At 71.0% G+C, this 14,699-nt stretch carries 14 protein-coding genes; 1 reads left to right on the forward strand and 13 read right to left on the reverse strand.

Annotated features, from left to right (window positions below):
- Positions 1–24: 24 nt before the first annotated feature.
- The 5 genes from OG617_RS26410 to OG617_RS26430 are packed head-to-tail and all read right to left on the reverse strand — an operon-like array spanning position 25 to position 4,608.
- The gene (locus OG617_RS26410; protein WP_405095636.1) at positions 25–801 is read right to left on the reverse strand and encodes an ABC transporter ATP-binding protein; all 777 of its coding nucleotides are present in this window, start codon (positions 799–801) and stop codon (positions 25–27) included.
- Complete coding sequence (locus OG617_RS26415) at positions 794–1,819, reverse strand: FecCD family ABC transporter permease (protein ID WP_405095637.1); 1,026 nt, start codon at positions 1,817–1,819, stop codon at positions 794–796. Before OG617_RS26415 ends, OG617_RS26410 begins: the two co-directional genes overlap by 8 nt.
- Complete coding sequence (locus OG617_RS26420) at positions 1,816–2,805, reverse strand: FecCD family ABC transporter permease (protein ID WP_405095638.1); 990 nt, start codon at positions 2,803–2,805, stop codon at positions 1,816–1,818. Before OG617_RS26420 ends, OG617_RS26415 begins: the two co-directional genes overlap by 4 nt.
- The gene (locus OG617_RS26425) at positions 2,795–3,610 is read right to left on the reverse strand and encodes a siderophore-interacting protein (RefSeq protein WP_405095639.1); all 816 of its coding nucleotides are present in this window, start codon (positions 3,608–3,610) and stop codon (positions 2,795–2,797) included. Before OG617_RS26425 ends, OG617_RS26420 begins: the two co-directional genes overlap by 11 nt.
- A complete protein-coding gene (locus tag OG617_RS26430; protein WP_405095640.1) occupies positions 3,607–4,608 on the reverse strand; it encodes an ABC transporter substrate-binding protein in 1,002 nt (333 codons plus the stop codon). The genes OG617_RS26425 and OG617_RS26430 overlap by 4 nt, the downstream gene beginning before the upstream one ends.
- Positions 4,609–4,731: 123 nt before the next feature.
- Here OG617_RS26430 and OG617_RS26435 point away from each other — a divergent pair, with 123 nt between their 5' ends.
- Positions 4,732–5,577 (forward strand): helix-turn-helix transcriptional regulator, encoded by an 846-nt coding sequence (locus OG617_RS26435; RefSeq protein ID WP_405095641.1) that lies wholly within the window; start codon positions 4,732–4,734, stop codon positions 5,575–5,577.
- A gap of 57 nt (positions 5,578–5,634) precedes the next feature.
- Here OG617_RS26435 and OG617_RS26440 read toward each other — a convergent pair whose 3' ends face one another.
- From OG617_RS26440 to OG617_RS26475, 8 genes are all read right to left on the reverse strand, one after another.
- Positions 5,635–7,119 carry a CoA-acylating methylmalonate-semialdehyde dehydrogenase gene (locus tag OG617_RS26440; protein ID WP_405095642.1) on the reverse strand — a complete coding sequence of 495 codons (1,485 nt, stop codon included), beginning with the start codon at positions 7,117–7,119 and terminating at the stop codon, positions 5,635–5,637.
- Between the two features lie 64 nt (positions 7,120–7,183).
- On the reverse strand, positions 7,184–7,888 hold the full coding sequence (locus OG617_RS26445; protein ID WP_405095643.1) for an MBL fold metallo-hydrolase: 705 nt from the start codon (positions 7,886–7,888) through the stop codon (positions 7,184–7,186).
- Complete coding sequence (locus tag OG617_RS26450) at positions 7,885–8,736, reverse strand: Cof-type HAD-IIB family hydrolase (protein ID WP_405095644.1); 852 nt, start codon at positions 8,734–8,736, stop codon at positions 7,885–7,887. The genes OG617_RS26445 and OG617_RS26450 overlap by 4 nt, the downstream gene beginning before the upstream one ends.
- Entirely contained in the window at positions 8,733–9,578 is an 846-nt protein-coding gene (locus OG617_RS26455; RefSeq protein WP_405095645.1) for an inositol monophosphatase family protein, read from the reverse strand. Before OG617_RS26455 ends, OG617_RS26450 begins: the two co-directional genes overlap by 4 nt.
- A complete protein-coding gene (locus OG617_RS26460) occupies positions 9,575–10,363 on the reverse strand; it encodes an HAD family hydrolase (protein ID WP_405095646.1) in 789 nt (262 codons plus the stop codon). Before OG617_RS26460 ends, OG617_RS26455 begins: the two co-directional genes overlap by 4 nt.
- Positions 10,360–11,535, reverse strand: coding sequence for an ABC transporter ATP-binding protein (locus OG617_RS26465; protein WP_405095647.1), 1,176 nt, complete (start codon positions 11,533–11,535; stop codon positions 10,360–10,362). Before OG617_RS26465 ends, OG617_RS26460 begins: the two co-directional genes overlap by 4 nt.
- Positions 11,536–11,537: 2 nt before the next feature.
- Positions 11,538–13,391, reverse strand: coding sequence for an ABC transporter permease (locus OG617_RS26470; protein ID WP_405095648.1), 1,854 nt, complete (start codon positions 13,389–13,391; stop codon positions 11,538–11,540).
- Positions 13,392–13,464: 73 nt separating this feature from the next.
- Positions 13,465–14,655, reverse strand: a complete 1,191-nt coding sequence (locus tag OG617_RS26475) for an ABC transporter substrate-binding protein (RefSeq protein WP_405095649.1) — start codon at positions 14,653–14,655, stop codon at positions 13,465–13,467.
- Positions 14,656–14,699 lie beyond the last annotated feature (44 nt).

The raw sequence follows: 14,699 nt of genomic DNA on the forward strand, positions 1-14,699 counted from the left end.
CCACGGCCTGGGCACGGTCGCGCGTCAGACGGTCGGCACCACCATCGGAGTGCCGGTCACCGGGTTCGCCATCACGATGCTCGGCAGGCCGAAGACCTCCTGCATGAGGGCCGCGTCCACCACGTCGGCCGGTGCGCCCTGCGCGACGACCCGGCCGTCCTTCATCGCCACGATGTGATCGGCGAAGCGGCAGGCCTGGTTGATGTCGTGCAGGACCGCGACGATCGTCCTGCCCTCGTCGCGCAGCCGCGCGAAGAGCGCCAGCAACTCGTACTGGTGGGTGATGTCGAGGAAGGTGGTGGGCTCGTCGAGCAGCAGGTACGGGGTCTCCTGCGCCAGCACCATCGCGATCCAGACCCGTTGCCGTTGCCCTCCGGACAACTCCTCGACGGGCCGTTCGGCCAGGGCCGTGACACCGGCCACCGCCATGGCCGACCGGACGGCCTCCTCGTCGGCGGCCGACCAGGTGGCGAGCAGGGACTGGTGCGGGTAACGGCCCCGGGCGACGAGCCGCCGGACGACGATGTTCTCCGGGGCGACCAGGCCCTGGGGCAGGAACCCCACCTGTCGCGCGAACCTCTTCGGGCGGTGGTCGGAGACGTCCCGGCCGTCGAGGCGGACCGCTCCCGACGACGGCGTGAGCAGTCGGACGAACGCCTTGAGCAACGTCGACTTCCCACACGCGTTCGGCCCCACGATGGCCGTGAACGCGCCGTCCGGCACGGCCAGGCTCACCCGCGTCGACACCACCCGCTCCCCGTAGCCGAGCGTGACGTCCTCCGCGGTCAGACGGCTACCCACTCCGTTTCACCTCCATGCCGAGCAACCAGATGAGATAGCAGCCGCCGATCGCCGTCGTGACCACGCCGACCGGCAGCGCGACCGGTGCCAGCAGAAGCTGGGCGACGAGGTCGGCGGCCAGCAGCAGCACCGCGCCGGTCAGCGCCGCCGGGACCAGGGGCACGCCGGCCGCCCGGGCGAGCCGCCGGCCGATCTGGGGCGCGGCGAGGGCGATGAACACGACCGGCCCGGCGACCGCGGTCACGGTGGCGGTGCAGCCCACGCCGGCAAGGACCATCAGCAGCCGGAGCCGGCCCAGGTGTACGCCGGTGGTGCGGGCGATTTCGTCGCCCAGCGCCGCCTGGTGCATCGCGTTCGAGAGCACGACGAGCAGCAGCACGAGCAGGGCGACGATGGCGAACGGCAGCCGCACATCCGCCCAGTCGATGCCGTTGAGCGAGCCGGCGTTCCAGCCGGTCGCGGCGAGCGCCACATCGAGCTCGGCCCGCAGCACGATCCAGGAGTTCAGGGCGGTGAGCATCGCGTTGACGGCGATTCCGATGACGATCAGCCGGAGGCCGCTGAGCCCGGAGTCCAGCGACAGCAGGTAGATCACCGCGGCGGCCAGCAGCCCACCCGTCACCGAGCCCGCCGCGAGCTGCCCGGCGGTGCCGTTCAGCATCGTGATCGCCACCAGGGCGCCGGTGTAGGCGCCCGCGTCGAGTCCGATGACGTCGGGGCTGCCCAGCGCGTTGCGGGTCAGGTTCTGGAAGATCGCTCCGGCGAGACCCAGGGAGGCGCCGAAGACCAGCGCCGCGGTCACCCGCGGCAACCGCCACTCCCTGATCACGAAACCCGACTCGCCGCCGCCGGAGGTCAGGGCGGTGAACACCTCCGCCGGGCTGGCCCAGGCCTGCCCGTAGCAGAGGGCCAGCAGGGCGAGGACCGCCGCGACCGCGACGAGCCCCGACGACACGGCGACCGTACGTCGTTCGACCCGGACCACGACCGGCCCCGCCCGCAGCGTCACCGTGCTCACAGCGCCCCCGCGCCATAGCGGCGGACGGCCCAGATCAGCACCGGGCCGCCCAGGAACGCCGTGACGATCGCGACCGGGACCTCGCCGGTGGGCAGCAGGACCCGCGAGCCGATGTCGGCGACGAGCAGCAGGACCGGACCGAGCAGCATCGAGTAGGCCATGATCCACGGAACCGAGTCGACGGCCAGCCGCCGGGCCAGGTGCGGAACCATGAGGCCGACGAACGCGATCGGCCCCGCGACGGCGGTGGCGACGCCGGTGAGCAGGGTGACGAGCACCAGGACGGTGACCCGGATCCGCGTCACGTGGGCGCCGAGCGAGTGGGCGACGTGCTCGCCGAGGGCCAGGGCGTTCAGCGGCCCGGTCGCGGCCATCGCGGCGACCAGGGCGGCCACGGTCACCAGCACGGGCACGACCAACGGCGTCTGCTCGGTGCCGGCCAGCGCCCCCACCGACCAGAACCGGTACCGGTCGAAGACGTCGGGGAAGGTCAGCCGCAGGCCGAGCGACACGCCCATCAGGACCCAGCTCAGGGCGACGCCGGCGAGGACCAATCGCAGCGGCGAGGTCCGTCCGACGGCGTAGACCACGACCGCGGCGAGGGCGGAACCGGCGACCGCGAGCACGAGCTGTCCGGCCTGTGACCCGGCTACGCCTGCCAGGACACCAAGGTTGATCGCGAAGCCGGCCCCGGCGGTCACGCCGAGGATGCCCGGCTCGGCCAGCGGGTTGCGGGTCAGCGTCTGGATCAGCACGCCGGCTGCGCCGAGGGCGGCGCCGACGCAGACGCCGAGGACCGTGCGAGGCAGCCGGATGTCGCGTACGACGAGGTGGTCGGCGGTGCCGGCGAAGTCGGTGAGGGCCTGCCAGACCTCGCCCACCGCGACGGACCGGGCACCCACCGCCATGCTCGCGCCCGCCGCGACGACGAGCAGCGCGACGGACACGAGCAGGAGGGCCGTGCGGCGGGACGGATCAGTCTTCAAGCCCGGCAACTCCGCGTTTCCAGTATCCGGTGATCAGCGAGTCGATGTGCTCCCTGCTCCAGGCGCGCAGCGGCTTGACGTCGGTCGCCTCGCCGGCCGCGAAGAGGAAACTCCGCCCGGCCGGGAGGCGCAGCGACTGCACCGTCTCCGCCAGCGCCGAGCGGGCGCCCTCGCGGGTGAGCCAGGTCACCGCCACCCCGTCGCGCGGCGCCAGCGGGTAGCCCTGTTCCGCAACGTCGTCGATCTCGACCACGACGTGGGCCGACACGTCGGCGGGGGAGTGCTCCAGCCACCGGCCGACGGCCGGCAGGGCGGTGGTGTCGACCGCGAAGACGTAGTGGTCGTAGTGGTGCGGGAACGCCTTCGCTCCGGGTGGGCCGGCGATCGTGACCTCTTCGCCCACCGCCGCCGAGGCCGCCCACGTCGAGGCGACGCCGCCGTCGTGCAGCACGAAGTCCAGGTCGATCTCACCGGCGGCGGCGTCGTACCGTCGCACCGTGTACTTGCGGGTGGTGGGCAGCGGGCGCGGCCAGTCGAGCATCCCGTCCGCGTTCGGGACGGGATCGCGACGGGTGCCGTCCGGGTCGGGGAAGACGATCTTGACGTGGTCGTCCGCCTGGTAGGTGTGGAAACCAGCGAGGGCCGGGCCGCCGAGGGTCAGTCGCAGCATCCGTGGGGTCAGCTGCTGCCGGGTGAGGACCCGGACGTTACGTACCCCGATCGGATACCCGATCCGCGTGGTGCCGCTGCCCGTGTGGTGGTGGGCCGCGACCCGGGCAGCCGGGTCGCGGCGGTCGACGGTCATCGGTTGAGCAGTGGCGTGAACGCCTTGTCGATCGAGTCGAGGGTCTTCAGAGCCGACTCGTACGTCGCCGCCTCCGTGTACTGCAGCGGAAAGACCCGGCCGGCCTTGACCGCCGGCAGGTTCTTCCACAACGCGGAGTCGATCACCTGCTTCACCGCCTCGGCGGGCGTGCCGTCGGGCTGGAGCGTGTACGTGATGGCGTCGGCCTCGCCGAGGCTCTCCGGCAGTTCCTCGAGCGAGGGATACTCGGTCACGTCGAGTCCGCCGCCGCCCTTCTTCTTGACCTCGCCGTAGTAGGTCACGCCGATGTCCTGCGCGATGTTGGTGCCCCACGACTTGGCGAACTCACGGTGGAACGTGCCCTTGGAGATGTCCCCGTAGGCGCCCAGGTGCCCGAACTTCAGGCTGGAGAGCACGGTGCCGTACTTGGCCTTCAGCTCGGCGGCCTTCTTCTCGTACGCGTCCTTGGCCGCCTCGAAGTGCTCGGTGCGTCCGGCGGCGTCGGCCTGGCGGCGGGAGAGCTCGCGCCAGGCATCCGGAACCGTCGGGCCGATCGCCACGACGGGCGCGATGCTCTCGAGGCGCTTCAAGTCGACGTCGGCGAGGACCGGCTTCGGCACACCGATCACGATGAGGTCCGGCTTGGCGGCGGCGATGGCCTCGTAGTTGGTCTCGGCGGCCGACTCTCCCGCGACCTTGGGCAGCCGCTCGTAGGTAGCGCGGTCCTGCTCGGTCATCATCGCCAGGCCGCGCTTCCAGGTCGAGATTCCCACCAGGGCGGCGTCCGCCTCGATGAGGGCCGGCACCGCATAGCCGGTGGCGACCACGCGCTCGGGGGCGGCCGGGATCTTGATCTCGCCGTTGTCGGCGGAGAAGACGCGGGTTCCGGAGCCGCCGTCGGACTTGGCGGCGGGCTCGGAGCCGGATCCGCAACCGGTCACCACGGCGAGTGCCAGGGCTGCGGCGACGGCCGGACGCCAGTGCTGTCGTACGGACATCTACTGTTCCTTCGAGGGACTGCAGGGGTGGCAACCCCGCTGGGCTGCAAAGCTTAGGCTACCCTTACTGTCGCTTTCGGGATGTCGACGAGAGGTCAACCCATGTCGAGGAGAGGTCAGAGCGTGACCGTTGTGGCCCCACTCGCGGCGGATCCCGTGAGCTGCGAGGAGTTCGGCTACGGCCTTGGCCGGCCCGACGGGATCCTCGTCCTGAGATACCGCTCGGCGGCCCGCATGGCGTTTGGCGAGAACCGGCAGGACTTCCTGCACCAGCTCTACTGGTCGCCGGACGGCGTGCTCTCCGCCCGACACGACCGGGGCGCCACCTTCATCGGCCCCGGCGAGGCCTTCTGGGTCCAGCGGGCGGTGACCCACGAGGTGCAGGCGGCGGACCGGCAGACCGTCTACCGGATCTGCCTGCGCGAGGTGCCCGCCGCCCTCGACGGCCTCCAGGTCGGTGCCGCCCGCATCGACGTCGAAGCGGCGGAACTCGTCCTGGCGATCGCCGACCGGGAGTACGACGAGCGCGGCGCGTCCGAGGCCCGCAGACGGATCATGGCCGGGCTCGACCCCCGTCCCCACCCGGCCGACGACCGGCAGGCCGGCGGCTCGGGCGTCGCGGTGACGGTCGCCATGGCGCTGGCGAACGACCCCGGCGACCCCACTCGCCTCGACGAGTGGGCCGAACGACTGCACGTCAGCGTCAAGACGCTGCAACGCGACTTCGCCCGCGAGTTCGGCATGTCGTACTCGCAGTGGCGGACCAGCCTGCGGCTGCGCGTGTCGCTGACGCTGCTGCAGACCCGCCCGGTCGGCGAGGTCGCCCGTCGCATCGGGTACGCCAGTCCGTCCGCCTTCATCTCCGCCTTCGTCCGGGAGTACGGCTGCACGCCGGGCCGCGCCGCGTCGATGATCCACGCCGGAGACGACGCCGCCGCGTCCCTGCTGTTGTCCCGCTCACACCGATAGCGGGAACCCGAGCCCGTCCATGTCGGCAGCGGAGCCGTCGTCCGAGGTCGGGAGCCGTCAGCTCGTGGTGGGGAAGCTCAGGCTGACCGCCGAGGGGGATCCGCTGGGCCAACGGGTCGTGACGACCTTTCCCCGGGTGTAGAAGTTGACGCCCTCAGGGCCGTGCACGTGCGTGTCACCGAACAGGGAGTTCTTCCAGCCGCCGAACGAGTGGTAGGCCATCGGCACCGGAACGGGCACGTTGACGCCCACCATGCCGACGGTCACCGCACGGGTGAACCGGCGTGCCGCCGCCCCACTCCCGGTGAACAGCGCGACGCCGTTGCCGTACTCGCTCGCGTTGACGATGCGCACGGCATCGTCGAAGCTGTCGGCGCGTACGACGACCAGCACGGGTCCGAACACCTCGTCGCGGTACACCTCGGCGTCGGTGCTGACCGTGTCGAACAGGGTCGGGCCGACGAAGAACCCGTCGCGGGTGGGCGCCTCCCGCCCGTCGACGACCAGGGAGACGCCTGCTTCGGCGGCCCGGGTGACGTACCCGGTGATCCGGTCGCGGGCCTCGGCGGTGATGACCGGTCCCATCTCGCTGCTCTCCGCGTCCCCGGGTCCGACGCGTACCCGGCGTGCCTGCTCGGTGAGCAGGGAGACGAGCTCATCGGCGGCGGAGCCGACCGCGACCACGGCGGAGATCGCCATGCATCGTTGCCCGGCCGAGCCGTACGCCGCGGCGGTGATCTGCCTGGCGGCGTCGGCGAGATCGGCGTCGGGAAGCACGACGGCGTGGTTCTTGGCGCCACCGAGCGCCTGGACCCGTTTGCCCGAGGCGCTGGCCCGCTGATGGACGTAGCGTGCGACCGGCGTGGAACCGACGAACGACACGGCGGCGATGTCGGGATGGTCGAGCAGCCGGTCGACGGCCTCCTTGTCCCCGTGAACGACGTTGAACACGCCGGCCGGCAGCCCGGCCTCGGCGTACAGCTCAGCGATCAGGTTCGACGGGGACGGGTCGCGCTCACTGGGTTTGAGGACGAAGGCGTTGCCGCAGGCGATGGCGATCGGGTGCATCCACATGGGGACCATGACAGGGAAGTTGAATGGCGTGATGCCGGCGCACACGCCGAGCGACTGCCGGAACGTGTACGAGTCGACGGCGGTGGACACCTGGTCGGAGTAGCTGCCCTTGAGCAGCTGCGGGATGCCGCAGGCGAAGTCGATGACCTCCCGGCCGCGGGTCACCTCTCCACGAGCGTCGTCGAGGACCTTGCCGTGCTCGGCGGTGATCATCCGGGCCAGGTCGTCGGTGTGCCTCTCGACCAGGTCACGGAAGGCGAAGAGGACCTTCGTCCGGGCGGTCAGCGAGGTCTCCCGCCACGAGTGCCAAGCCTGCGCCGCGGCGGCGACAGCCGTGTCGACCTCCGCGGAACTGGCCAGCGGCACCGTGGCCTGCGGCTGGCCGGTGGCGGGATTCCAGACGGAGGCGGTGCGGCCCGACAGGGGTTCTGCCGGCTTGCCATCGATCCAGTGCTCGATGCTGCGCATGGTGTTCCTTTCCTAACGGTGGCTGACCGGGGTCCGGGCGGTCGACACCACCCGGACGGATCCGTCAGAGGGTCAGCGTGAGGCCGGCGGTGGCGAGGACGACGGGGCAGGAGCTGTGTCGGGCGGCCTCGGCCAGCAGGTCAGCGGCCCGATCCCGATGCCAGGGCCGGATGTGGGTCAGCACGAGGAGTTGGGCTTCCGCCCGGCGGGCGAGCCTGCCGGCGTCGCCGGCGGTCAGATGGTTCGGCACGGCCTCGTCGTCGAAGCCCGATGCCTCGGCCAGCACGACGGCGCACCCGTGTGCCAGGTCGTCGAGGGCGTCGCAGGGTGCGCTGTCGCCGGTGTAACACAGCTGGTCGTCGAGGCGGACAGCCCAGTTCTCCACCTGGTGCCGAGCAACAGCCGTACGCACCCGGTACGGGCCGATGCGCTCGGGGGCGGGCCCGAAGGCGAACCGTCGGTGGGCGGGAAGCCGGTCCGCCAACCGGCTCTCGACGGCGGACGGCCCGTACACCGGCAGCGCCCCGGCGTCACCCGCGACGGACCGGAGGTAGGCCAGTGCGACGAGGTCGTCGCAGTGGTCTCCGTGCGCGTGGGTGACGAAGACGGCGTCGAGCGCGGTGACGGGGGCGTACCGCTGCAGCGGCCCCACCGCTCCGGTGCCCAGGTCGAGCAGGAGCCGCCATCCGTCCTGTTCGACGAGATAGCAGGAGCACGCCGCGTCCGGGCCGGGCGCGGAGCCCGAACAGCCGATCACGGTGAGCCTCATTCGGTGGTCGGAACGGTGCCGAGGGCGATGGCGACGACGTCGGCGACGGCGCCTTCGAGGCAGGTGCCCGCCACCGTGGAGGCCGCGGCCCAGACGTCCGGGTGTCCGTCGCCGACCGCCACGCCGAATCCGCTGGCCCGCAGCAGGGGCACGTCGTTGGGGTTGTCACCGACGGCAGCGACCTCGGCCAGGGCCACCTGCTCGTGGTCGGCGAGCCAGCGCAGCGCGACGCCCTTGTCCACGCCCGGGGGGAGTAGTTCCACGTAGGTGGCCTCGGACATCACGACGGTCACCTCGGCGGCGGCGCTGTGGGCGACCGCGGCGATGCGGTTCGCGGCGTCGGTGTCGGCGCACAGCAGCATGATCTTGCTGATGCCGTCGATGTCGTGCCAGGTCTCGATGCGTTCGACGGCGATGCGGTCGCGGGCGGCGTAGGCATCGACCCAGGCCGGGTGGTACGTGGCGAGGGCCCGTTCACCGACGAACGCGACGGCGGCGACGTCGGGCGGAAGCGTCTCGACCAACGCGCGGACCGCCGCCCACGCCGTCTCGTCGAAACGGCTCGCGTGCAGCACGTCGCCGGTGTGCAGGTTGGCGATGAGCGCGCCGTTGAGCAGGATCGCCGGTCCGGTGAGACCGAGCTCGTCGTAGTAGCGCCGACACGAGGCGGCGCTGCGGCCGGTGGCGATGACGACCTCGCCGCCGGCGTCGCGGTATGTCCGCAGGGCTGCGCGGCTACGCGGGACCATCGCGAGGTTGCGGTCGACCAGTGTGCCGTCGAGGTCGGTGACGATCCAGCGATACCGCAGGGTGGTGCCCGCGCCCAGGCGGGTGTCGGAGCTGGTCATATCAGCGACACCGGCCGGTGGGTGTCGGCGAACGCCTCGATCGCGGTCGATCCGGCCGGGTCGAGCGTGCCGACGGTGGCGAAGTAGCCGCGCTCGAGCCATGCCGCCCGGTCCGTCTCGACGTCGTTCGGGCGCAGGCCGAGGTAGTGGCCGCCAGCGGCGGTCACCAGCAGCGAGCCGGCCGCGACATCCCAGCTGCTGACACCGATACCGAGTGCCGCATCCGCCCAGCCGGTCGCGACGTGCGCCAGGCTCAGCGCGGCGCTGCCGATGCGACGCAGCGTCTGGTACTCGATGATGAGGTCGGTCTGCCGTCGCACCGCCCGCTCGGGGGCGGCTCTGATCTCGCGTGCGCTCGGGTAGCTGGTCAGCAGCAGCGCCTGCTGCTCGCTGGCGGCGCCGACGCTGGCCAGCGGCCGTCCGTTGTGCCAGGCCCCGGTGGGCGTGGCGGTGAACAGGTCGTCGCGTAGCGGGTCGTAGATCGCTCCGGCGACGACCCGCCCGTCGACCACAGCCCCGATCGAGGTGCAGAAGAAGGGGAGCCCGTGGGCGAAGTTGGCCGTGCCGTCGATCGGGTCGACGTGCCATTCGACGCGGCCCTCGCCGACCGCGCCGCCCTCCTCGCCGACGATGCGGCTGTCCGGCTCGGCGGCGAGCACAATGTCTCGGATCCGCGCCTCGGCCGCCTTGTCGTGCACGGTCACGGGATCGTGCCGATCGCGCTTGTAGTCGACCTCGGGTCGGGAGCGGAACGCCCCCCGGAGCATGTCACCGACTGCGGTGGCGGCCTCGGCGGCCACCTCCGCCAGTTGTGCGGAGCGGGTCACGTCGATCGTGGTCATGTGTGCCTCTCGTCGGTGCGGGTGAGCAGCCGCAGCAGGTCGGCCGGGTCGTCGACGACCGCGTCGGGCGTCTGGGCGACGACGAACGGCAGGTCGTGGGTGGAGCGGGCGGTCATCAGAACGGTCGCTCCGACCCCGGCCCGGATGCCGCAGACGACATCGCGGTCGAAGTTGTCGCCGACGTACCACGCGTCGCTCGGCGCGACCGCGAGCGCGCGGCACGCCAGGCGGATCAGCTCCGGGTTGGGTTTGCGGATGCCGAGCTCGTCGCTGTACAGCTGCAGCGCCAGGTCCTTGTCGAGGCCGGCCCGGGCGAGCCAGTCCCGGTGCACGATTCCCGACATCGCGTTGCTGACGATTGCTACCGGAATGGCCCGTTCCCGCGCACCCCGGAGCAGATCCTCGATGCCGTTGCGGGCGACCCGCGTCGAGCGCAGCTCACCCTGGCGTCGGCACAGGAGCCACGCCTGGCTGGTCACCAGGGCGCGCGCCTGCTCGGGCCAGTCGGCGGCGACGAACTCCGACCAGTACATCCGCCAGGTCAGTTCGGCGGGCGCGGACAGTCGCGACATCGCGTTCTTCCACGCGGAGTCGGCGGCGGCGGCGGCCCGGACGTCGCGGACCACGTCGTCGATGGTCAGCTCGGTGCAGCCGGCCGCGCCGAGCATCGCGACGATCTCGGTGGCGAGTTCGGTGACCCAGGTGTCCCGGCGTTCGGACTGCACGACGACGCCACCGAAGTCCAGCAGCAGCGCGCGAGGCCGCGGCAGCTGTGCGGCGATCACCGGCCGGACCCGGAGGTGATGGCCGGCCCGGCGGCGGGACGCGGTCCGGTCCGCTGTTCCCGCAGGAACTGGTCCCACCCGGTCATCCGGCGGCCGTCGGCATCGAACACGTGCAGGTCGGCCGCTGCGGCCCAGAGGGTCACCTCGGCGCCCGGCGTCGTCTCGATCTTCCGGTAGGACTGGACGTACAGCGGTTCGCCGTGGCACCGCAGTTGCACGGTCCAGGCGGAGCCGGTGGGCAGGACCGTATCGACCACGGCCGGCGCCCGCCAGACGCCGTCGGGAACATCGGCGTCGGCGTACGCGATGTTGAGTGCCTCGGGCCGGACACCGCCCGTTCCGTCGGTGGGCGGGCGGCCGACCCGGGCGGCCACGTAGTCCGCCACGGTGGCGCCGGGACCGGCCACGTCGGCCGACCCGAACGGCATGGTGTTCATCGGTGGGCTGCCGACGAACTGAGCCACGAACACGCTTGCCGGCCGTTCGTAGACCTCCATCGGCGTGCCGGTCTGCTCGACGATTCCCTCGTTCATGACGGTGACGTGGGTGGCCATCGTCATCGCCTCCAGCTGATCGTGGGTGACCAGTACGACGGTGGCGTGCGAGCGCTGGTGGATTCTCTTGATCTCGGCGCGCATCTCGAGGCGGAGCCTCGCGTCGAGGTTCGACAGCGGCTCGTCGAGCAGCATGACCTCCGGGTCGACCGCGAGCATCCGGGCCAGTGCGACCCGCTGCTGCTGACCGCCGGACAGCTGCGAGGGGTAGCGGGCGGCGTAGTCGGCGATGTGCAGCATCTCCATGGCCTCGGCGGCGCGCTGCGCTCGTTGCGCCGTGGGTGTCTTCCGCATCATCAGCCCGAACTCGACGTTGCGGGTGACCGTCATGTGCGGCCACAGCGCGTAGCTCTGGAACACCAGCCCCATGCCCCGCTTCTCGGGTGGCACGAAGAGGCCCTGCCCCACGGAGTCCAGCAGCCGTGAGCCGACCCGGATGTCGCCCCTGGTGGGCTGCTCGAGGCCGGCGATCATCCGCAGGGTCGTGGTCTTGCCACAGCCGGACGGGCCGAGCAGGCACATGAAGCCGCCGTCGGGGATGGTCAGGTGCAGGTCACGCACCGCGTACTGGCCGGCGACGTAGCTCTTGTCGACGCCGATGAGTTCGATGTTCGGCATGTTCAGCCTCCCAGGCCCGTGGCGAGGTTGCTTCTGGTGGCCCGCTGGGCCAGGTAGGTGACGGTGAACGAGAGCGCGGCGATGACGAGTACCGCCGCGTTGGCCTGCTGCCGATATCCGAAGTCGACCAGGTTGATCGACAGGGTGGTCAACAGGGGCGTGCTCGCGGTCGTGAGCATGATGACGATCGACAGCTCTTTGAGCCCGGAGATGAACGGCAGTAACACGCCGGTGGTCAGCGCGCCCTTCTGGATGGGCAACACGATCCGGCGCAGCCGGGTGAGCCAGCCGGCGCCGGCCACCTGGGCCGCCTCCTCCGGTTCGCGGCCCAGTTGCATCATGGCGGAGATGCCGGACCGCGACGAGTACGGCAGGTGGGTGATCGCCATCACCACGACCAGTAGGAGGGTCGTGCCGTAGAGCGCCGGGATCGGGCCGCGCGGGACGGCGAACAGCGTCAGGTAGGCGGCGGCGAAGGCGATGCCCGGCACCAGGTAGGGCAGGAACGAAACCTGCCGCAGGGTGCCCGACAGCCGGCGGCTGGGCGAGCGAGCCACCACGTACCCGACCATCAGCCCGACGAGGCCGCAGACCAGGGCCGCCATGCCGACGATGCGCAGGCTGTTCCACATCGCCTCGTAGAGGTCATCGCTGCGCAGCAGGCCGTGCGGGAAGCCGACCGCCTCCGGGATCGACTCGGCGGTCCAGAACTTCAGCGTGAAGTTGTCGGCCCGGAACACGCCCGGCGCGTAGGTCACCGTGGACAACGCGAGGGTCGCGAGCGGCACGACGACGCTGGTGACGAAGACGGCCATGGCGAGGCCGTAGGCGGGCCACCGCCAGCGGCGCAGGTCGGTGGCCCGGTCCATGCTGCCCTTGCCACCGATGGTGACGAACCGGCGTTGTTCACGAACCAGGCGCATGTCGATGAGCACGACGAGTACCCCGAGCAGGACGATGACGGCGGCGATGACGGCGGCCACGCCGGGAGCCCGGGTGTGGATGCTGCGGTACAGGCTGGTCGACAACATCGCGTAGTCGGTGGGCAGGCCGAGGATGTACGGGGTGCCGAAGGTGCCCAGCACCCGGCCGAGGACGAGGAGCACGGCGGAGGAGAGCGAGGGCAGCAGCAGCGGCAGGACCACGTGACGCATCCCCTGGCGCCGGTTTGCGCCGAGCACCCGCGCGGACTCCTCCAACTGCGAATCGATGCGCCGCAGCGCGTTGCCGAACAGCAGGAACACGAACGGGTAGTAGTGCAGGCCGAGGGTGACGATGATCGGCACGGCGCCGTACGCGAGCCAGTCGGGGGTCTGGACACCCCAGGTCTCCAGGAAGCCCGGGGTCCCGCCGGACCGGCCGTTCTTGAACAGGGTCAGCCAGGCCAAGGCGAACGTCCATGACGGCAGCATGTACGGCACGACGAGGGCGCCGGCGAGGAACTTGCGGCCGGGCACGTTGGTTCGGGTCACCAGCCACGCCATCGAACCGCCGAGCACCACGGCGAACACGACCACGCCGAGCCCGACGACCACGGTGTGTGACAGCGGCTCCCAGAACAGGCTTGCGCTGATCGGTGACCGGAACACCCGCCACAGGTAGTAGCCCGTGAGCGATCCGGCCGGCGCCCCCGCCCGGCTGTCGTCGCCGAACTGCACGCGTGCCGCGTCCGACACGATTGCCACCAGAGGCGCGATGACCAGGTAGCCGAAAATGAGCACGAGGGCAATGCCGATGAGGGTGGTCGGTTCGGCGAGCAGGACTCGTGCCCGGTACCGCATCCGGCCCCAACGGCTGGCCGGCGTCTGCGTGGGCGGCGGCGGCGCTGGCGGTGCCGGGCGGTCGATGACTGCCATCTTGAGTGTCTTGTCCCTTCAAGCAGAGCCATGGTGCCCACCGATCGTGATGACTCGGTGGGCACCCGCCGGATCAGTTGTGCTGCACGCGCCAGAAGTCCTGGACGGGTTGGGTGTTCTGGTAGTCGTCGAGCAGGCCCTTGGGGTCCATGGCGAACAACTGCGTACCCCAGTCGGTGAGGCCCTTCGGGTTGCCGTCGCTGGGCGGCACGGCGGTGCTGCCCGAGACGCCGCCTTCCTCCATCTCGTGCTTGATGCCTTCCTGCGTCATGACGAAGTGGACGAACAGCTTCGCGGCGTTGGGGTGCTTCGTCCCGGTGGCGATCGCGACGTACTTGGAGTAGGAGAACCCGACCCAGGGGCTCAGGCCCTCGCAGACGGCCATGTTGTAGCCCTTGCCCTCGACGTCGCGGAACTTCGCGATCGACACCAGGCCGATGCGACCCTCGGTCTGCTGCGGCGCGGCGACGGCGGCGGCGATGTTCTCGTCCTCGCTGTTGATGATCGGCTTGTTCTTCGCCAGCTTCTTGACCCACTCCCAGCCGGCGTTCTTCTCGGTCGTCTGCAGGGCCTTGCCGGTATGCCGCTGGTAGGCGTCGGCGAGCGGTGCGGCGCCGTGGCCGGCGCTCTGGCTGAGCCACTGCACGATGGTCGCCTTGCCCAGCGGATCCTGTAGCAGCACCTTGCCGCGCCAGCTGTCCTCGGTGAGTTCCCAGACGTTCTTCACCGGGCAGCCGTTCGGGTAGATCTTCGGGTTGTACACCCAGACGTTGGCCTTCGACAGCACCAGCAGTGGGTTGCGGTTGGTCTCCGGGATGTCCTTGATCAGATCCGGCGGCAACCACGTGTAGACGACCTGGCGGGGCAGCAGCTCGCCGGCCAGCAACGGGCCGTCGGAGAAGAGGGTGAGGTCGACGGCGACGTTGCCGGCCTCCTTCTCCCGGACGAGCTTCTCGGCGGTCTTCTGGGTGTCGGACTTCACCCCCTCAGCCTTGATGCCGTACTTGGCGGTGAATGCCTCGGCGACCTTCTTGATGTCGCCGGTCGAGTCGTAGACGAGGACGCTGCCCTCCTTCTTCGCCGCCGCGACGAGGGCGTCGAGATCGAAGGAGGCGTCGACGGAGGCGGACGGGAGCGCGCCGGGCTCGTTGGTTCCGCTGGACGGGGCGCAGGCGGCGGCTGCGACGAGCGCGGCGATGCCGACTGCGGCAGCGGCAAGGCGACGGGTGGGACGGATCGGGGTCGTTATATGGCGGCTGTCCACGTGCGCGAACCTCCTCGGTGGCGGAGCATGCGGGTGAGAGCCTT

The organism is Micromonospora sp. NBC_01412 (assembly GCF_045040215.1).
GTDB classification, from domain to species: domain Bacteria; phylum Actinomycetota; class Actinomycetes; order Mycobacteriales; family Micromonosporaceae; genus Micromonospora; species Micromonospora rubida.